This is a genomic window from Gordonia paraffinivorans, from assembly GCF_900683595.1.
In the GTDB taxonomy this organism is placed as follows: Bacteria; Actinomycetota; Actinomycetes; order Mycobacteriales; family Mycobacteriaceae; genus Gordonia; species Gordonia paraffinivorans.
The window spans coordinates 189,306-208,423 of the sequence record NZ_CAACYD010000001.1; the positions used below are offsets into that span (position 1 = coordinate 189,306).

The 19,118-nt window shown below is 70.4% G+C and carries 19 protein-coding genes; 5 read left to right on the top strand and 14 right to left on the bottom strand.

All coding sequences use genetic code 11. The annotated features are described in order from the left end of the window. Nucleotides 1–4: 4 nt before the first annotated feature. The 11 genes from rdgB to clpS form a co-directional block, all read right to left on the bottom strand. Nucleotides 5–622, bottom strand: coding sequence for an RdgB/HAM1 family non-canonical purine NTP pyrophosphatase (gene rdgB, locus E1P53_RS00645; RefSeq protein ID WP_006899536.1), 618 nt, complete (start codon nt 620–622; stop codon nt 5–7). Beyond that, the gene (rph, locus tag E1P53_RS00650; RefSeq protein ID WP_006899535.1) at nt 622–1,377 is read right to left on the bottom strand and encodes a ribonuclease PH; all 756 of its coding nucleotides are present in this window, start codon (nt 1,375–1,377) and stop codon (nt 622–624) included. Before rph ends, rdgB begins: the two co-directional genes overlap by 1 nt. Before the next feature lie 80 nt (nt 1,378–1,457). Beyond that, a complete protein-coding gene (locus E1P53_RS00655; RefSeq protein ID WP_006899534.1) occupies nt 1,458–2,222 on the bottom strand; it encodes a cyclic nucleotide-degrading phosphodiesterase in 765 nt (254 codons plus the stop codon). A 99-nt stretch (nt 2,223–2,321) separates the two neighbouring features. Further along, the gene (murI, locus tag E1P53_RS00660; RefSeq protein ID WP_109239301.1) at nt 2,322–3,125 is read right to left on the bottom strand and encodes a glutamate racemase; all 804 of its coding nucleotides are present in this window, start codon (nt 3,123–3,125) and stop codon (nt 2,322–2,324) included. Between the two features lie 26 nt (nt 3,126–3,151). Further along, entirely contained in the window at nt 3,152–3,787 is a 636-nt protein-coding gene (locus E1P53_RS00665; protein WP_006899532.1) for a rhomboid family intramembrane serine protease, read from the bottom strand. A gap of 55 nt (nt 3,788–3,842) precedes the next feature. Next, nucleotides 3,843–4,814: a PLP-dependent cysteine synthase family protein gene (locus E1P53_RS00670; RefSeq protein ID WP_006899531.1), complete on the bottom strand. Its 972-nt coding sequence runs from the start codon at nt 4,812–4,814 to the stop codon at nt 3,843–3,845. 2 nt (nt 4,815–4,816) lie between these two features. After that, entirely contained in the window at nt 4,817–5,092 is a 276-nt protein-coding gene (locus E1P53_RS00675) for a MoaD/ThiS family protein (protein WP_006899530.1), read from the bottom strand. A gap of 2 nt (nt 5,093–5,094) precedes the next feature. Next, nucleotides 5,095–5,502, bottom strand: a complete 408-nt coding sequence (locus E1P53_RS00680) for a M67 family metallopeptidase (RefSeq protein WP_006899529.1) — start codon at nt 5,500–5,502, stop codon at nt 5,095–5,097. Between the two features lie 162 nt (nt 5,503–5,664). Further along, a complete protein-coding gene (locus E1P53_RS00685; protein ID WP_006899528.1) occupies nt 5,665–6,762 on the bottom strand; it encodes a P1 family peptidase in 1,098 nt (365 codons plus the stop codon). A gap of 132 nt (nt 6,763–6,894) precedes the next feature. Continuing rightward, nucleotides 6,895–7,470 carry an oxidative stress transcriptional regulator AosR gene (aosR, locus tag E1P53_RS00690; RefSeq protein WP_006899527.1) on the bottom strand — a complete coding sequence of 192 codons (576 nt, stop codon included), beginning with the start codon at nt 7,468–7,470 and terminating at the stop codon, nt 6,895–6,897. Between the two features lie 79 nt (nt 7,471–7,549). Next, nucleotides 7,550–7,873, bottom strand: a complete 324-nt coding sequence (gene clpS / locus E1P53_RS00695) for an ATP-dependent Clp protease adapter ClpS (RefSeq protein WP_006899526.1) — start codon at nt 7,871–7,873, stop codon at nt 7,550–7,552. 20 nt (nt 7,874–7,893) lie between these two features. On the opposite strand from clpS, the gene E1P53_RS00700 reads away from it, so the two are divergent. The 5 genes from E1P53_RS00700 (at nt 7,894) to glgB (ending at nt 16,427) form a co-directional block, all read left to right on the top strand. Further along, complete coding sequence (locus tag E1P53_RS00700) at nt 7,894–9,198, top strand: nicotinate phosphoribosyltransferase (protein ID WP_006899525.1); 1,305 nt, start codon at nt 7,894–7,896, stop codon at nt 9,196–9,198. A gap of 37 nt (nt 9,199–9,235) precedes the next feature. Beyond that, the gene (locus E1P53_RS00705; protein WP_006899524.1) at nt 9,236–9,853 is read left to right on the top strand and encodes a nicotinamidase; all 618 of its coding nucleotides are present in this window, start codon (nt 9,236–9,238) and stop codon (nt 9,851–9,853) included. 87 nt (nt 9,854–9,940) lie between these two features. Next, on the top strand, nt 9,941–12,034 hold the full coding sequence (locus E1P53_RS00710; RefSeq protein WP_131733176.1) for an ATP-dependent DNA helicase: 2,094 nt from the start codon (nt 9,941–9,943) through the stop codon (nt 12,032–12,034). 141 nt (nt 12,035–12,175) lie between these two features. After that, nucleotides 12,176–14,176 carry a maltotransferase domain-containing protein gene (locus E1P53_RS00715; RefSeq protein ID WP_006899522.1) on the top strand — a complete coding sequence of 667 codons (2,001 nt, stop codon included), beginning with the start codon at nt 12,176–12,178 and terminating at the stop codon, nt 14,174–14,176. Between the two features lies 1 nt (nt 14,177). Next, entirely contained in the window at nt 14,178–16,427 is a 2,250-nt protein-coding gene (glgB, locus tag E1P53_RS00720; protein ID WP_181954783.1) for a 1,4-alpha-glucan branching protein GlgB, read from the top strand. A gap of 93 nt (nt 16,428–16,520) precedes the next feature. Here glgB and E1P53_RS00725 read toward each other — a convergent pair whose 3' ends face one another. Genes E1P53_RS00725 through E1P53_RS00735 form a run of 3 tightly spaced genes read right to left on the bottom strand, consistent with a single transcriptional unit; the run spans nt 16,521 to nt 19,114 of the window. Next, complete coding sequence (locus tag E1P53_RS00725; protein ID WP_006899520.1) at nt 16,521–17,474, bottom strand: tetratricopeptide repeat protein; 954 nt, start codon at nt 17,472–17,474, stop codon at nt 16,521–16,523. A 59-nt stretch (nt 17,475–17,533) separates the two neighbouring features. Continuing rightward, the gene (locus E1P53_RS00730; RefSeq protein ID WP_131733177.1) at nt 17,534–18,799 is read right to left on the bottom strand and encodes an MFS transporter; all 1,266 of its coding nucleotides are present in this window, start codon (nt 18,797–18,799) and stop codon (nt 17,534–17,536) included. Next, on the bottom strand, nt 18,800–19,114 hold the full coding sequence (locus E1P53_RS00735) for a thiamine-binding protein (protein WP_006899518.1): 315 nt from the start codon (nt 19,112–19,114) through the stop codon (nt 18,800–18,802). It abuts the gene before it with no gap. Between the last annotated feature and the right edge of the window lie 4 nt (nt 19,115–19,118).

Sequence of the window (19,118 nt, forward strand, 5' to 3'; positions counted from 1 at the left end):
GACCTCAGGAACCAGCCAGCTCCCGCAACACCGGCACCAACTGCGCCAGCGCCTTGCCGCGGTGGCTCAGCGAGTCCTTCTCCTCCGGGGTGAGCTCGGCCGAGGAACGTCCGGCGGCGAGATCGTCGTCGGGTGCGAACAGCGGGTCATAGCCGAAGCCGTTCGGGCCTCGCTCCTCGCGCAGGATTCGACCACGCCATTCCCCGCGCACGACCGTCTCGGTGCCGTCGGGCAGCACCAGCGCGCACGCGGAGACGAATGCCGCCCCGCGCCGCTCGTCCGGGGTGTCGGACAGTTGCGCGAGGAGCAGCGCGTTGTTGGCCGGATCGTCACCGTGGCGCCCGGACCAGCGTGCCGACAGGACACCCGGCATCCCGTTCAGCGCGTCCACGCTGATGCCGGAATCGTCGGCGAGGCAGGGCAATCCGGTCGCGCGGACACCCGAGCGGGCCTTGATGAGCGCATTCTCCTCGAAGGTGGCGCCGGTCTCGGGCTCCTCCGGGTATTCCGGCACCGCGTCGAGGCCGAGGATCTCCAGTCCGGTGATCCCCGCGGCGTCGACGACGCGCTGCAGTTCGGCGAGCTTCTTGCGATTGCGGCTCGCGAGCAGGACCTTCGCCATCAGCCCTGGCCCGGCAGTTCGCCCGGGTACGGCTCGGCGAGCACGGCGCGCTGCGCCTCGAAGAGCTTCTCGGTCCCGACCGCCGCGAGATCGAGCAGCGTGTCGAGCGTGGACCGCGCAAACGTCGCGCCCTCGCCGGTGCCCTGGACCTCGACGAGGGTCCCGGCGTCGGTGGCGACGACGTTCATGTCGACCTCGGCGCGCGAATCCTCCTCGTAGGGCAGGTCGAGCCGGACGCGGCCGTCGACGACGCCGACGCTGACGGCCGCGATCGCGCACGAAAGCGGTTGCGGGTCGGACAGTTTGCCCGCGGCTCGCAGGTACGTCACGGCGTCGTGCAGGGCGACATAGGCGCCGGTGATCGCTGCGGTGCGGGTGCCGCCGTCGGCCTGGAGCACGTCGCAGTCGAGGGCGATCGTGTTCTCGCCGAGCGCGGACAGGTCGATGCACGCGCGCAGCGAGCGGCCGATCAGCCGGCTGATCTCGTGGGTGCGCCCGCCGATCTTGCCCTTCACCGACTCGCGCGACGAGCGCTCGTGGGTGGCGGCCGGCAGCATCGCGTACTCGGCGGTCAGCCATCCGAGTCCGGAGCCGCGACGCCACGGCGGCACGCCCTCGGTGACACTCGCGGTGCACATGACCCGGGTGTCCCCGAACTCCACCAGCACCGAACCCGCGGGGTGGCTGGTGAATCCGCGGGTGAACTTGATGGGGCGCAGTTCGTCGTCGGCTCGGCCGTCAGCTCGTGTGGTCACGGCTCAACTCTATCGACCGGCGTCCCCGCGCTCGGCAACAGCCGGAGAACACCGACGACAACGACCGGCGAAGACCTCGGTCAGAGAAGGTCGAAGACCTGGCCCTGGTGTACGAGATCGACCGGCCCGGAGAACGTGCTGCGCGCCTCGGCGAGGATCTCCGCCGAGTCTGTCCACGGGGCGACGTGGGTGATGGCCAGCGCGCGGACGTTCGCCTTGGTCGCGGCCTCCCCCGCCTCGATCCCCGACATGTGGAGGTCCGGCGGGCGCTCCGACGGCGAGTGGGTCCACGACGCCTCGCACAGGAACAGGTCGGCGTCGGCAGCGAGGTCGATGAGCTCGTCGCAGGGTGCGGTGTCGCCGCTGTAGGCGATCACCTGCCCCTGCGGCCCGGTGATGCGCAGCCCGAAGGTCGCCGGCGGATGGTTGACCCCGACGGCCTTGATCCGCATGCCGCCGAGGGTGATCTCGAGCCCGTCGCGCCATTCGTGGACGTCGAAGGTGTCGCTGATGTCGTCGATCTGTCCCGGGAACTCCGAGGAGCCGTAGCCGATCCGCATCGCGGTGCCCGGCGGTCCGTAGAGCGGCGCCCGCCCGACTGCCGGCGTCGGGGCGTAGCGCCGCCAGACCAGCATCGCCGGGAGATCGAGACAGTGATCTGCATGGAGGTGACTGAGGACGACCGCGACGCCGTTGGGATCGGTCACCCGTTGCAGCTCACCGAAAACCCCCGGCCCGCAGTCCACCAGCACCGGCTGTTCTCCGGGAACGGCGAGCAGGTAACCGGAGCACGCCGCCCCCGGCCCGCCCACACTGCCCGAACATCCGAGGACCGTGAGACGCATAGGCCCTACTGTGCCATGACTTCCCGCACCGAAGTCGGGTTACGTGGTCACAACTGTGCGGCGATGGGGATCCGGCGCTCTCGGGCGGGTCCCGATTCGTCACAGATGTTGGACGGTGCCCACCGACGGCCCCAGGAAGCGCCGCGAGAGCTTCGCGAACATCTCCGGATCACCGGTCGCCTGGAACACCCGAGTCGCCTCCCGGCCCGTGTGCGGATGCAACAGGTCGTTCTCGGTGAGCACGCGGAAGAGGTCCTTGGCGGTCTCCTCGGCGCTCGACACAAGGGTCACCTCGTCGCCCAGCGCGAGCTGCAACACACCCGACAGCAGCGGGTAGTGGGTGCAGCCGAGCACGACGGTGTCGACTCCCGCGCGCTGCAACGGTTCGAGGTAGCCCTGGGCGAGTCCGAGGATTTGCCGGCCGCTGGTGATGCCGCGTTCCACGAAGTCGACGAAGCGCGGGCACGCCACCGCGGTGATGACGGCGTCGCGGGCCGCGGCGAACGAATCCTGGTAGGCGCGTGAGGCGATCGTGGCCTCGGTGCCGAGGACACCGATCCTGCCGTTCTTGGTGGCGACGACGGCTCGTCGCACGGCCGGCAGGACGACCTCCACCACAGGGATCGGTGCGTAGCGCTCGCGGGCATCCCGAAGACAGGCGGCCGACGCGGTGTTGCAGGCGATGACGATCGCCTTGACGCCACGTTCGGCGAGCTCGTCGCCGATGGCGAGCGCGTGCTTGCGGATCTCCGGGATGGTGAGCGGACCGTAGGGACCGTTGGCGGTGTCGCCGATGTAGACGATGTCCTCGTCGGGGAGCAGGTCGATGACGGCGCGCGCGACGGTGAGTCCGCCGACGCCGGAGTCGAAGATTCCGATGGGAGCCTCGGGATCGGAGATCACCGCGAGCGGACCTGAATTGAAGCCTGTTATGACGCCACCCCCGGGGACGCGGCGCGGGTCCGCTTCTTGCGATCCCGCGATGCCAGGAACCATGCGGCCAGCACACCGGCGACGGCGCCGAAGAGATGTGCCTGCCACGAGACGAACGGATTGGACGGCAATACGCCCCACAGGAGCGAGCCGTAGATCAGGAAGAGCACGACCCCGCCGAGGATCTGCCACGGATCCCGGTTGAACAGCCCGCGCACGAGCAGGAACGTGAGCCAGCCGAAGATGATGCCCGACGCCCCCACCGTGACGGTGTACGGCGCGGCGAACAGCCACACGCCCAGCCCCGAGACCAGCCAGACGATCGCGGTCACGATGAGGAAGCGCTGCGTCATCAGCACGAGGAAGCACAGGACCGCACCCGGCACCAGATTGGCGAACAGATGCTGCCAGTCGGCGTGCAGCATCGGCGCCCACAGGATGCCGTCGAGGCCGTCGACCTGGCGCGGCTCGATCCCGTTGGCGTCGAGATCGACCGCGGTGGCCGCGTCGACGAGCTCGACGACGAAGAGCACCGCGAAGATGCACACCGTGGTGATCAGCGACCGCAGCCACAGGGGCCGCCGGGAACGCGACGGCTGTTCCTGGCCGAGCGGCGGGGTGTACGACGTCATGGCTACGTGTGCTTTCGGGTACCGACTCCTGGATTGGCGTGCACGACGATCCGCGTCACGCCCAGAGCTGGCCCTCGAGCGCCTGCTCCGCGTCGTCAAGGCTACCTTCGTAGACCCCGGTCGACAGATACTTCCACCCCGCGTCGGGCACCACGAAGCCGATGTCGGCGCGCGCGCCCTCCTTGAGCGCCCGGCGCGCGATCCCGCGCGCGGCCTGCAGGATCGCACCGGTGGAGATGCCCGCGAAGATGCCCTCGAGCTCGATCAGCTCGCGCACCCGGGCGACCGCGTCGACGCCGGTCACCGAGAACCGGCGGGTCAGGACGGTGTCGTCGTAGAGCTCGGGGATGAAGCCCTCGTCGATGTTGCGCAGCCCGTAGACCTCGTCGCCGTATCGCGGTTCGGCCGCGACGATCTCGATGTCCGGGTTCTGCTCGCGCAGGAACCGGCCGACGCCCATCAGGGTCCCGGTGGTGCCGAGCCCGGCGACGAAGTGCGTGATCTCGGGCAGGTCGGCGTACAGCTCGGGACCGGTGCCCTCGTAGTGCGCGTCGACATTGGCCTGATTGCCGTACTGGTAGAGCATCACCCAGTCGGGGTTCTCCGCGGCGAGCTTCTTGGCGACGGCCACCGCGGTGTTGGAGCCGCCGGCCGCGGGCGAGGAGATCACCTGCGCGCCGTACATGCGCAACAGCGACCTGCGCTCCTCGGAGGTGTTCTCCGGCATCACGCAGATCAATTGGTAGCCCTTGAGTTTCGCGGCCATCGCGAGGGAGATTCCGGTGTTGCCGCTCGTCGGCTCGAGGATCGTCGAGCCCTCGTGCAGCAGACCGTCGCGTTCGGCCTGCTCGATCATGCGCAGCGCCGGGCGGTCCTTGATCGACCCGGTCGGGTTGCGGTCCTCGAGCTTGGCCCACAGCCGCACGTGCGGACCCTCGTCGGTGTCGTGCCAGCGCGGCGACAGACGCTGCAGTCCGATCAGCGGCGTGTTGCCGACCGATTCGATGAGGGAGTCGTAGCGGGTCACGCTCAGCAGCCGCCGGCGACCGCGGGCAGGATCGTCACCTCGTCACCGTCGGTGATGGCGGTGTCGAGGCCGCCGGAGAAGCGGACGTCCTCGTCGTTGACGTAGATGTTGACGAAGCGGTGCAGCTTCCCGTCTGCGACGAGCCGCTCCTTGAGGCCGGGGTTCGACGACTCGAGATCGTCGATCAGCGCGGCGAGCGTCTCACCGGAACCCTCGACGCGCTTGGCGCCTCCGGTGTGGGTCCTGAGGATCGTGGGGATGGACACGGTGACGGACATGGTCAGCTCCTGATCTCGATCTCTTCTTCGGTGACCGTGCCGTCGACGATGCGAAAGCTACGGATCTCCGTGGTCTCGGGGTCGCGGGTGGACAGCAGCACGTAGTGGGCATCGGGTTCGCCCGCATACGAGATGTCGGTGCGGCTGGGGTATGCCTCGGTGGCGGTGTGCGAGTGGTAGATCACCACCGGTTCCTCGTCGCGACGATCCATCTCCCGCCAGACGGCGAGCTGTTCGGCGGAGTCGAACCGGTAGAACGTCGGCGACCGCTCGGCGTTCACCATCTTGATGAACCGGCGCGGTTCGTCGGAGCCCTCCGGTCCCGCGATCACCCCGCACGCCTCGTCCGGGTGATCGGCGCGAGCGTGCGCGATCATCTCGTCGACGAGGTGCTGATCGATCCTGAGCATCTGTGACCGGTTCTCCTCTGCAGGTGCGGGGTGTCCGACGGCACCTCACCGTCCCGTGAGGCGTCGCGCCTGGCAACGCCACACATCGCCACCATATTCCGACCATGACCCGGGTCACGGGACGCGCGCGGCGCGAGAACCGCCCTCACCCGAGAGCCGCCTTCAGACGAACGCCGACGGCGCGATGTCGCGGTAGGCGGGGATGGACGCCACCGACTCGGCCGAGAGCACCGCGTCGACGATCGCGCGTTGCACGACCTCGGCGGCGTGCCGACCGACCTCGGCGACGATCGCCACATCGGCGTGCATGCCGGGCGGAACCGGGACGGCCGATTCCGGTCGCACCCCGCCGGTCGCGACGGCGAAGATCGTGTCGCCGTCGAGCGGCGAGTGCGCCGGGCGGATGGCCCGGCCGAGTCCGTCGTGCCCGGCCATCGCGAGCCGACGGGTCATCGCCGCGTCGAGCGCGGCGTCGGTGGCGACCACCCCGATGGTCGTGTTCAGCACGGTCTGCTTGGCGGCGAGGGCGGCGACGGCCGAACATTCCTCGGGGTCGGGCCGTTTCAGCCCGCGGGCGGCGAGGTCGGCGTCGGTGAGGTCGAAGGGCAGGCCCGTGGACTGGTCGATCACGGCACCCACCGGGTTGGCGACCATCAGCGCGCCGACGGTGATGCCGGCCGCGGGGCCCTCGGCGATGGTGACCGATGCGGTGCCCACGCCGCCCTTGAGCGAGCCGGCCCGCGCACCGGCGCCCGCGCCGACGCTGCCGACGGAGAAGTCGGTCCCGGCAGAGCGCACCGCCTCGGCGCCGAAGCCGGCGTCGGGCCGGTGGTCCCATGCCCCGACGGGCAGGTCGAAGATGACCGCGGCGGGAACGATCGGCACGACGTGGCCGGCGGCGTCCATGGGCAGCCCGACCCCGTCGGCCTCCAGGGCGCGCATCACGCCGTCCGCGGCCGCCAGCCCGTATGCGCTGCCGCCGGACAGCACGATCGCGTGGACGGTCTGCACGGTGTTCGACGGGTCGAGCAGGTCGGTCTCGCGGGTGCCCGGTCCGCCGCCGCGCACGTCGACGGCGGCGACCGCGTTCGGGGCCGCGACCCGGACGACGGTGGTTCCGGTGGCCCATCCGTGCCCGTCGGGCGAGTCCGGATCGGCCACGCGCGCATCGGCGTCGACGCGCTGGAAGTGCCCGACGGTGATGCCTGCGACGTCGGTGATCCGGTCACCGGCCCGGGCGGGTCGTCCGATGGTGGTCACGCGTTCCTCCGCTCTCCCCCGCCTGTGTCGTCCCCGCTGGCGGTCGACCGCCGTCCGGGCACCCAGCCGAGAACGTGAGATGCCCGAAAGGTCCGAACCGTCCCCACCGAACTCTAGGTCAGCCGGCGGCGGTCACATCACCGCTTCGACGAGCAGGTCCTGCATCACCGTGAGCCAGTGATAGACGTCGAGGTGTGCCGCGTGCGGATGATCGGACGGCAGCTGGTCCGGGGTGTCCTCGGAGATGCCGAGCATCGCGCCGAGCGCGAGCCGCACGTCGTTGAGGGCGGTCAGCCAGGCCTCCGCCTCGTCGACGGTCAGCGAAAGGTCGCCCCCGCTAGCGGGCAGGGTGTCGAGCAGGACGTGTGCCGCGGAGAGCTTGGCGTCGATGATCTTCGGCTCGTTGACGCTGCGCAGCGCCGAGTTGAGCCGGCCGTTGACGACCTCGGCCGACAACTGCTCGTCTTGGTCGGGACGATGGAAATCCGGCAACAGGCGTCCGAGTGTGGCGTCGTCCGGCGGCTCGGAGTGGCCGGTGCGGATCCCGGTCACCTCCGACAGCGCGTCGCGGGGCGCGGTGTCGGAACGCTCGGTGAGGAGCTCGCACATCGACGAGACCAGTGAGGCGAGCAGTTCGGCCTCGTGGGAGTCGAGCTGGGAGACGATGCGGACCCCGTCCCCGCGCCCTTTGCGTTTCCAGGTGCGCACGCGTCAGTGTCCCCTCACCGGTCTCCGATGTGGTCCCGGGGGCTTCCCGGTCGCGGGGCGCGGCACGCCGAGCGCCTGCTCATGAATCGCGCTGCATCGTGGCCCAGAGACCGGCCGCATGGAGTTTGCGCACGTCGCTCTCCACCTTGTCGCGGTCGCCGCTGGAGACCACGGCCTTGCCCTCGGTGTGGACCTGCATCATCAGTTCGTTGGCCCGCGCCTCGGAGTAGCCGAAGATCTTCTGGAACACATAGGTGACGTACCGCATCAGATTGACGGGGTCGTCCCACACGATGGTCATCCAGGGCTTGTCGAGGTCCGCCGCGCCGTCGGCGACCGCGGGTTCGGCCACCGCAGTGCCGCCGGGGGTAGCCTCGTGCGCACGAGTTTCGTCAAGCGCCATGAAGACAGGGTAACGCCACAGTGAGCATCGACAACACCGCGCTGCTGACCGATCACTACGAGTTGACCATGGTCGCGGCGGCGCTCCGCCAGCCGGTTGCGCACCGCCGGTGCGTGTTCGAGGTGTTCGCCCGACGCCTCCCCGACGGCCGGCGCTACGGCGTCGTCGCGGGTACCGGACGCCTCATCGACGAGCTCGCCCACTTCCGGTTCGGCGACGACGAGATCGCGGTCGTCGAGAAGTTCCTCGACCCCGACACCGTCGAGTGGCTGCGCGACTATCGCTTCTCCGGCGACATCGACGGCTACCGCGAAGGCGAGCTGTACTTCCCGGGCTCGCCCATCCTGACGGTGCGCGCCACGTTCGCCGAGGCCGTCCTGCTCGAGACCCTGGTCCTGTCGATCCTCAACCACGACAGCGCGATCGCCTCGGCCGCCGCGCGCATGGTGAGCGCCGCCGGTTCCCGGCCGATCATCGAGATGGGCTCGCGGCGCACCCACGAGCGCGCCGCGGTCGCCTCGGCACGCGCCGCCTACATCGCCGGGCTGTCGGCGACGTCGAATCTGGAGGCCAACCGGCGGTTCGGCGTGCCGAGCGCGGGCACCGCCGCCCACGCCTTCACGCTCGGTTTCACCGGTCCCGACGGCCCCGACGAGAAGGCCGCCTTCGCCGCGCAGGTCGAGGCCCTCGGCGTGGGCACCACCTTGCTCGTGGACACCTACGACATCACCCGGGGCGTGCAGAACGCGATCGAGGTCGCGGGCACCGGGCTCGGCGCGGTTCGCATCGACTCCGGCGACCTGGGCGTCCTCGCCCGAAAGGTGCGCGAGCAACTCGATGCGCTCGGCGCCACCAAGACCAAGATCGTCGTCTCCGGCGACCTCGACGAGTACGCGATCGCATCCCTGCGAGCCGAACCGGTCGACATCTACGGGGTGGGCACCTCGCTGGTGACCGGAAGCGGCGCACCGACTGCGGGTATGGTCTACAAGCTCGTCGAGGTCGACGGGATGCCCGTCGCCAAGCGGTCGAGCCACAAGGAGTCGCGGGGCGGGGCGAAGGCGGCGGTACGCGCCGCGCGCAGCAGTGGGACGATCGTGGAGGAGATCGTCTACCGCGCCGACGGACCACGTCCCGACGCCGACGGCCTGCAGCTGCGCGACCTGCAGATCCCGCTGGTCCGCGGCGGGGAGCCGGTGGAACCGCTGCCGACCCTGTCCGACGCGCGCGAACGCCTCGCCGCCGGGCTGGTGAGCCTGCCCTGGGAGGGCCTGGGCCTGTCCCACGGCGACCCGGCGGTCCCGACGCGCTACGTGCTCGACTGACGAGCAGAACACCTTCGATCTGTCAGGGAGTGTTGCGATGAGCATCGAACGCAACGACGGCACCACGCCGGCCGACGCGTTGATCGTCGTCGACGTGCAGAACGACTTCTGCGAGGGCGGCGCGCTCGCGGTCAGCGGCGGCGCCGCGGTGGCGCGCGCGATCTCGAAGATCCTCGGCGAGTACGAGACCGTCGTCGCGACCCGCGACCACCACATCGATCCCGGCGACCACTTCTCCGACGAGCCGGACTACGTCGACTCGTGGCCGCCGCACTGCCGGGCCGGCACCGACGGGGTGGCGTTCCATCCCGAACTCGACACCGACCCGGTGCAGGAGGTCTTCTCCAAGGGCGAATACGCCGCGGCCTACTCGGGTTTCGAGGGAGCCGCCGAGGACGGGACCACCCTGGCGCAGTGGCTGCGCGACCACCACGTGTCCTCCGTCGACATCGTCGGCATCGCCACCGATCACTGCGTGCGCGCCACCGCGCTCGACGCGGCCGCGGAGGGTTTCACCACCCGGGTGCTGCTGAACTTCACGGCCGGGGTGTCCGACAAGACCTGCGAGGCGGCGTGCAAGCAGATGCGCGAGGCCGGGGTCGAGCTCGTCGGCGACCTGATCTACGACGGTTCCACCGGTTCCTCTCAGACCTAGGGAACCGACGGGCGGGCCGTTCCGTCTGAACAGCAGTAGCCCCGCCACCCGACTCCGCACTCTTCACGAAGGACGCCGCACTCCCCCATGGCCAACACACCCGAGGTGACCGAACTGCTCGACGCCGCGGTCACCGCTCTCGGTGGCCGCCGCCGCGAGGGCCAGGTCACCATGGCCAACGCCGTGGCCCACGCCATCGACACCGGTGAGCACCTGGCCGTGCAGGCCGGCACCGGCACCGGCAAGTCGCTGGCCTATCTGGTGCCGGCCATCCGGCACGCCGTGGAGTCCGGGCGCACCGTCGTGGTGTCGACGGCGACGATCGCCCTGCAGCGGCAGCTCATCGAGCGCGACCTGCCCCGCCTGGCGAACGCGCTGCAGAAGCCCCTCGGCCGCAAGCCCACCTTCGCGATCCTCAAAGGGCGCGGAAACTACTTGTGCCTCAACAAGATCCATGCGGGCACCGCGGAGGAGCCGGACACCGAGCTGTTCGACCCGTTCGAGCTGTCCCGCACCGGCCGCGAGGTCACCCGCCTGCGCGAGTGGAGTAGCGACACCGAGACCGGCGACCGCGACGACCTCGTGCCCGGCGTGACCGACCGGTCGTGGCGCCAGGTGAGCGTGTCGGCGCGCGAATGCCTGGGCGCGGCCAACTGCTCCTACGGCGAGGACTGTTTCGCCGAGCAGGCGCGGCGGCAGTCGGCGAAGGTCGACGTGGTGGTCACCAACCATGCGCTACTGGCGATCGACGCGACGAGCCCGGCCAACGTACTGCCCGAGCACGACGTGGTCATCATCGACGAGGCCCACGAACTCGTCGACCGCATGACGTCGGTGGCCACCGACGAGTTGTCGACGGCATCGGTCGCACTCGTGTCGCGCCGGGTCGGCAAGCTGGTCGACGAGGAGACCGCCGACGCGCTACTCGGCGCCGGCGAGCAGCTCGGCGAACTACTCGAGTCCGCGCCGAAGACCCAGTGGACGCAGCTGCCGCCCGACGCCACCGCGGTCCTGGCGATGCTGCGTGATCGGCTGTGGCAGACACGCACCGCCATCGGACCGGTCCGCCCGCCCGGCGGAGGCGACGACGGCGCCGCAGCCCGATCGGCGGCGCTGACCACGCTGGAGGACATGCACGACACGGTCGTCCGCGTCCTCGGCGCCTTCGACGAACCGGACGAGTCCAAACGACGCGACGTGGTGTGGGTGTCGCTCGACACCTCCCGGCGAGGGGCCGAGCCCCGCCCGGTCCTGCACATCGCGCCGCTGTCGGTGGGCGGCCTGCTGCGGGCGTCGCTGTTCTCCAACTCCACGGTCGTGCTCACCTCGGCCACGCTGACCATCGGCGGGTCGTTCGACGCGCTGGCCGCGACCTGGGGCCTGCCCGCCTCCGGGCGCGGCACCGATCGGCCCGCCGCCGACGAACCCGGCCCCGATCCGGCCGCCGCGCGGGGCACCACGGCCAACGGCAAGGCCGTGCCGTCGGACTCCGGCTCGGTCCGCTGGACCGGCCTCGACGCCGGTTCCCCGTTCGATTACCCGAAATCGGCCATCCTCTATGTGGCCAAGCACCTCCCCCGGCCCGAACGCTCCGGGATCGCGCCGCGCACCATGGACGAGATCGCCGATCTCGTGAAGGCCGCCGGCGGCCGGACGCTGGGCCTGTTCTCGTCGATGCGCGCGGCCAAGGAGGCCGCCGAGGCGATCCGGGAACGCAGCGACTTCCCGGTGCTGTGCCAGGGCGACGACACCACCTCGACGCTGGTCCGCCGCTTCGCCGAGGACCCGGAGACCTGCCTGTTCGGGACGCTGTCGCTGTGGCAGGGGGTCGACGTGCCCGGCCCCTCGCTGAGCCTGGTCATCATCGACCGCATCCCGTTCCCGCGCCCCGACGACCCGCTGCTGACCGCCCGGCAACGCGCGGTCGACGCCCGCGGGGGCAACGGCTTCCTGTCGGTCGCGGCCAACCATGCCGCACTGCTGCTGGCCCAGGGAGCAGGACGACTGCTGCGATCGGTGGACGACCGCGGGGTCGTCGCGGTCCTCGACTCCCGACTCGCCACGGCCGGCTATTCCGGATACCTCCTCGCCTCTCTCCCGCCGATGTGGCGGACGACCGATCCCGCGGTCGTCCGCTCGGCGCTGTCCCGCCTGGCCGCCGCACCCCGCCCGGTGGGCTGACCCCCACCCGCCGCCCCGCGTCGGCCTACGACAAGACAAGCCCGTGCGCGGGGCACTAGGTTGGGTAGCGGTGATTCCAACGCAGGCGAGATCCATCAGGCACCCTGGCCAATCGCGGGAGCTGACGAGAGGAGGCCTCGAGTGATCGGGCGCATGGGGATCGACGACATCCAACCCCTGGTCTCGGCCGGTCAGCATCCCGCGAAAGCCGTTGTCGGAGAGTTCTTCCCGGTCAGTGCCACGGCCTGGCGCGAGGGCCACGACGCACTCGGCGTGACCCTGCACGTGGAGGCTCCGCGGCGCGGCGTCCTCGACATCCGGATGACGCCGGCACCCGAACCCGACACGTTCAACGCCGCCTTCGTCCCCGACCGGGTGGGCTTCTGGTCGTACCGCATCGAGGCCTGGAGCGACCCGTACCTGACGTGGCGTTCGGCCGTCCTCAAGAAGCTCGACGCCGGTCAGGGCGCCGCAGATCTGGCCAACGACCTCGAGACCGGTGCCCGCGTCCTGGAGCGGGCCGCCGAGCTGCAGGCCGACGAGAACCGCGAGCTGCTCATCGACGCCGCCCGTCTGCTCCGCGCCCGGCGCCGCCGAGTCGAGAACCGGGTGGCCCTCGCCATCTCCGACGAGGTCGCCGAACTGCTGCACGACGCCCCGGTCCGCGAGCTCGTCACCAAGAGCCGCACCTACCGGGTGTGGGTCGACCGGTCCCGCGCCCTCTACGGCTCCTGGTACGAGTTCTTCCCGCGGTCCACCGGCGGCTGGGACAACGAAGGCAACCCCGTGCATGGGACGTTCCTCACCGCCGCCGAGGACCTGCCCCGGATCGCAGACATGGGTTTCGACGTCGTCTACCTGCCCCCGATCCACCCGATCGGCGAGGTCAACCGCAAGGGCCGCAACAACACCCTCGTCGCCGGACCGGACGACGTCGGGTCCCCGTGGGCGATCGGTTCGGCCGCCGGCGGGCACGACGCGATCCACCCGCAGCTCGGCACCGAGGAGGACTTCCGGTACTTCGTGAGCCGGACCCGCGAGCTCGGGATGGAGGTCGCGCTCGACCTCGCGTTGCAGTGCGCCCCCGACCACCCGTGGGCCACCGAGCATCCCGAGTGGTTCACCATCCAGCCGGACGGCACCATCGCCTACGCCGAGAACCCGCCGAAGAAGTACCAGGACATCTACCCCCTGAACTTCGACAACGACCGCAACGGCATCTACCGCGCGGTGCTCAAGGTGGTGTTGCACTGGGTCGGACTCGGCGTCGAGATCTTCCGCGTCGACAACCCGCACACCAAGCCGCCGAACTTCTGGGAATGGCTGATCACCGAGGTCAAGAAGCGCAATCCCGACGTGCTGTTCCTCTCCGAGTCGTTCACCCGTCCCGCGCGGCTGTACGGCCTGGCCCGTCTGGGATTCAGCCAGTCCTACACGTACTTCACGTGGAAGACCGCCAAGTGGGAGCTCGAGGAGTTCGGCCGTGAACTCGCGGCCAAGGCCGACGAGGCGCGACCTAACCTGTTCGTCAACACCCCGGACATCCTGCATGCGAGCCTGCAGCACGGCGGCCCCGGAATGTTCGCGCTCCGGGCCGCGCTCGCTGCGACGCTCGCACCCACGTGGGGCGTCTACAGCGGCTACGAGCTGTACGAGCACGTCGCGGTGGCCGAGGGCAGCGAGGAGTACCTGGACTCCGAGAAGTACGAGTTGCGCCCGCGCGACTACAAGGCGGCCGCCGGCCGCGGCGAGTCGCTGGAGCCGTGGATCACCTCGCTCAACGCGATCCGGCGCCGGCACCCCGCGCTGCAACAGCTGCGCAACATCCACTTCCACCACGTCGACAACGAGTCGCTGATCGCCTACTCGAAGATCGATCCGGTGTCCGGCGACCGCGTCATCGTGGTCATCAACCTCAATCCCTTCGGCGCGGAGGAATCGACCGTCTGGCTCGACCTGCCCAAGCTCGGCTTCGAGTGGTACGACCGCTTCCCGGTGATCGACGAGGTGTCCGGCGAGGAGTACTGGTGGGGCCAGGACAACTACGTCCGGCTCGAGCCCTGGCGCGCGGTCGCCCACATCCTCGCCCTACCGCCGCTCGACCCGGCGGTGGCCGCGCGACTCGCCTACCGACTCCAGTGAGGTGCCCGTGACCGATCGCGATCCCGAGTCCGCCCCCGACACCGCTTCCGCACTGCCCGACCCGCGGGCCACCGACCACGACCTGCGCCGTCTCGACTCCCTGACCCACCCGGACCCGCACGCCTTCCTCGGCGCGCACGAGGCGCCCGGCGGCACCATGATCCTGCGAACCCTGCGGCCCGGGGCGGTCTCGGTGTCGGCGGTGATCGGCGGCGTCGACCACCCGATGACCCGCCAGACCGACGACCTGTGGGTCGTCACCGTTCCCGTCGCGGACCTGATGGACTACCGCTACCGGGTCGTCTACCCAGATGGTGACGGCGGCACCTCGGAGTTCGTCGTCGCCGACGGCTACCGGTTCCTGCCCAGCCTCGGGGAGATGGACCTGCACCTGTTCGGCGAGGGCCGGCACGAGGAACTGTGGAAGGTGCTCGGCGCCCGCGTCGTCTCCTACACCACCCCCGACGGCGAGGTCCGCGGCACCGCGTTCTCCGTGTGGGCGCCCAATGCGCACGGTGTCGCCGTCATCGGCGACTTCGACCACTGGTCGGGTCGCTGTGCGCCCATGCGCAGGATCGGCAGCAGCGGGGTCTGGGAGTTGTTCGTCCCCGACGTCGGCGACGGCGCGCTCTACAAGTTCCGCGTGCACGGCGCCGACGGCGTGGTCCGGGACAAGGCCGACCCGATGGCGTACCGGACCACTCCTCCCCCGTCGACCGCCTCCGTGGTGACGGTGTCGACGCACGAGTGGTCCGACGACTCCTGGATCGCACGGCGCGCCGCGTCGGCGCCCGAGCGCGAGCCGATGTCGATCTACGAGGTGCACCTGGGGTCGTGGCGACACGGCCTCTCCTACCGCGACCTCGCGCACCAGCTCGCCGACTACGTCGTCGAGAAGGGGTTCACGCACGTGGAGTTCCTGCCCGTCGCCGAGCACCCCTTCGGCGGGTCGTGGGGCTACCAGGTCACCTCGTATTACGCACCCACCGCGCGATTCGGCACCCCCGACGACTTCCGGTATCTCGTCGACCACCTCCACTCGCGTGGCATCGCCGTGATCGTCGACTGGGTGCCCGCCCACTTCCCCAAGGACGAGTGGGCTCTCGCACGGTTCGACGGCACTCCCCTCTACGAGCACGCCGACCCGATGCGCGGCGAGCAACTCGACTGGGGCACATACGTGTTCGACTTCGGCAGGCACGAGGTGCGCAACTTCCTGGTCGCCAACGCCCTGTACTGGTTCAGCGAGTTCCACATCGACGGACTGCGCGTCGACGCCGTCGCGTCGATGCTCTATCTCGACTACTCGCGGCCGGACGGCCAGTGGCGTCCGAACATCCACGGCGGCCGCGAGAACCTCGAGGCGGTGCAGTTCCTGCAGGAGACCAACGCGACGGTGCACAAGCACTTCCCGGGCGTCGTCACGGTCGCCGAAGAGTCCACCGCATGGCCGGGCGTCACCCGGATGACCGACCTCGGAGGCCTCGGGTTCAGCTTCAAATGGAACATGGGCTGGATGCACGACAGCCTCGACTATCTGTCCCGGGATCAGGTGCACCGCAGCTTCCACCATCACGAGATCACCTTCTCGCTGATGTACGCGTGGAGCGAGAACTTCGTCCTGCCGCTGTCACACGACGAGGTGGTCCACGGCAAGGGGACGTTGTGGACGCGGATGCCCGGCGACTCCGTCACCAAGGCCGCCGGCGCACGCGTGTACCTGGCCTACATGTGGTCGCACCCGGGCAAGCAGCTGCTGTTCATGGGTCAGGAGTTCGGCCAGGTCGGCGAGTGGGCGGACAACCGCAGTCTCGACTGGCACCAGCTGGAGGGCTGGGAGGGCGAGCTGCACTCGGGCATCTCGGCTCTCGTCACCGACCTGAACCGCGTCTACCGGGCCACGCCGGCGCTCTACACGCAGGACACCGATCCGCTCGGGTTCGAATGGATCGACGCCAACGACACCGCCAACAACGTGATCAGCTTCCTGCGGTTCGGCACCGACGGTTCCGTGGTGGCGTGCATCTTCAACTTCTCCGGCGTCGACCGCACCGACTACCGGCTGGGTCTGCCGCGCGCGGGCGTGTGGGACGAGATCCTCAACACCGACGCCGACGCCTACAGCGGCGCCGGCAAGGGCAACCTGGGCTCGGTGACCGCCGACGGGCCGTCCTGGCACGGCCGTCCGACCTCCGCGCAGCTCATGCTCCCCGCGAACTCGGCCATCTGGCTCGCGCCGCGCAACGCCTGACCACCGGTCGGCTCCGACCTCGCCGGGTCCGAAGACGGCGAAAGGCCCACCTCCCCACTGGGGCGGTGAGCCTTCTCGGTTGGCCAGTCGTGCTCAGTAGAGCGCCATGGCGAGCTTGCGGCGCGCCGACACGACGAACGGTTCGGCCGGATCGAACAGCTCGAACAGCTCGAGCAGACGCGTCCGGGCACGCTCGCGCTCGTCGCCCGCGGTGACGCGCACGACGCCGATGATCCGGTCGAACGCCTCCTCCGGCTTCTGCGACAGCAGCAGGACGTCGGCCGCGGCGAGCTGCGCGTCCACATCGTGCGGCGCTGCGTTCTCGACGATCGACGGGTCGTGCGCCCGCGCGCGCAGGATGAACTCGAGATTCCGCGCCGCCGACGCCGCCTCGACGTTGTCCGGTTCGGCCTCGACGATGGAACGGTAGACCGCGAGCGCCCCGTCGAAGTCGCCCTCGTTCATCTTCTCCTCGGCCGCCGCCATCCGCGGGTCGGTCGGCTCCTCGGCCGGCGCGTCGGCGGGTGCGCCGGTCAGCGCATGGCCGACCTGGGCGAAGATCTCGTCGATCCAGGCGGTGATCTCCGCCTCGGAACGGACACCGTTGAACGCGGTGACCGGCTGACCCTGCACGATCGCGACGACCATCGGGATCGACTGGACCCGGAACGCCTGCGCGATACGGGGATTGGCGTCGACGTCCACCTTTGCGAGCACCCAGCGTCCCCCCGACTGCGCGGCCAGGCGCTCGAGCACGGGCGAGAGCTGCTTGCACGGACCGCACCATTCGGCCCACAGGTCGACGACGACGAGCTGGCTCATCGACCGGTCGAGGACCTCGGCCTCGAACGTCACCTCGGTGACGTCGATGACCGCGGGCCCCGCGGGTGGTGCTCCCGCCGGCGGACCGGCCGGGGCCCCGGCACCGGCGGCCGGGTTCTGGTTCTGGGTCTGGGCACGTTGCGCTTCGGCGCGCTGGGCGGCGGCACGTTGTGCCTCGGCCCGCTCCTTGATCACGCCGAGATCGACGGCACCGGACATTGCCATGGCGGCAGCAGCCTGCTGTCGGGCCGCCGCGGCGGCCTGCTGACGATTGGTTGGTCGCGTCACTCCTCTAGTGTGGCACGACCGCCCGGCTCGGATGTCCGAGGTTCGCCGACCGCGGACGACGAACCGTCTCGCGATCCCACGACGCCGGCGAGGCACACCGCCGGCATCAGTGCCGCGATCGCCGCGAGGAGCCCGACGTCCAGAGACGTTCTGCTGCTGATGAACCCGACGACCGCGGGCCCGGCCAGCAGGCCGAGGTAGCCGATGCCGACGACGACCGAGATGCTTCGGCCGCCGGTTCCGTCGGTGAGGTTGCCGGCCGCGGTGAAGATCTGGGGGATCAATCCGGCCAGGCCCGCGCCGAAGATCGCCCAGCCGACGAGCGAGAGCACCGGGCCGGGAGCGCAGATGGCCAGCGCCATCCCGGCGATGCCCACGAGCGCGCCGCCGCGCAGGACGCGGACCGCACCCACGGCGCCGACCGCCCGGTCGACGACGAACCGGGTGATGGTCATCGTCGCGCTGAACGCGCCGAAGGCAACGGCGCCGAGTGCCTCGGCGGTGTCATGGGACTCGACGATCTGCAGCGCGCTCCAGTCGTAGGCGGTCCCCTCGCCGAGCATCAGGCCGAAGGCGACGACCGCGAGCAGCACCAGCCGGCGGCGATCGACCAGCTCCCACCAGGAGCTCGACGCTTTCGCGTCGCTCGCGGTCTCGTCCCCGATACCGCCCGGGGCGGCCGCGCCGAGCGACTCCCGGCCGCGGAGGTCTGCGGCCACCACGGCCACCACCACGAGGCCTGCCGCCGCCGCGCAGGCGACGGTCGGAACGACCCCGGCGTCGGTCCACAGCGTCACCGCGACCACACCCGACCCGACGAGGCCGCCCGCCGAGAACCAGCCGTGGAACGAGGACATGATCGGGCGGCCGTAGGCGCGTTCGACCGCCACGGCCTGAGCGTTCATGGAGACGTCGAGACAGCCGTTGGCGAAGCCGAAGGCGGCGAGGGCCGCGCCGAGTGTGACCGTGTCGACCGCGAGGACCGGCGTCACGATCACGGCGGAGAGCAGGCAGGCCGCCGCGATGGTGAGCGGTCGCGAGCCCCAGCGGTCGATCAGCGGACCGCAGAGCTGCATGCCGACGAACGCCGCGGCGCCGAGGAGGAGCAGCAGTCCGCCGAGTTCGTCGTGACCGACGCCGGTGCGGTCGCTGATGACCGGGATGTGGGCGACCCACATCGCGGCCAGGAACCCGTTGAGGGCGAAGATCGCCGCGACCGCGCGCCGGGACCGGCGTGGCGGGGCCCCGGCGATCACCCGCATTCAGGAATCCGGGTCGAGATGACGTTCGACGCGCTCGACCTTGCCGGTCAGCTCGCCGGTGTGGCCGGGACGGATGTCGGCCTTGAGCACGAGGCCGACCCGCGGTGCGCGGGCGGCGACCGCCTCGGTCGCCGCCTTCACCACGGCCATGACCTCGTCCCACTCGCCCTCGAGATAGGTGAACATCGCGGTGGTCTGGTTGGGCAGGCCGGAGGCCCGCACGACCTCGACGGCCGCGGCGACTGCCTCCGACATCCCGCCGTCGGCGTCGACGGCGTCACCGCCGGAGGGGCTGAGGCTGAAGGCGACGATCATGGGC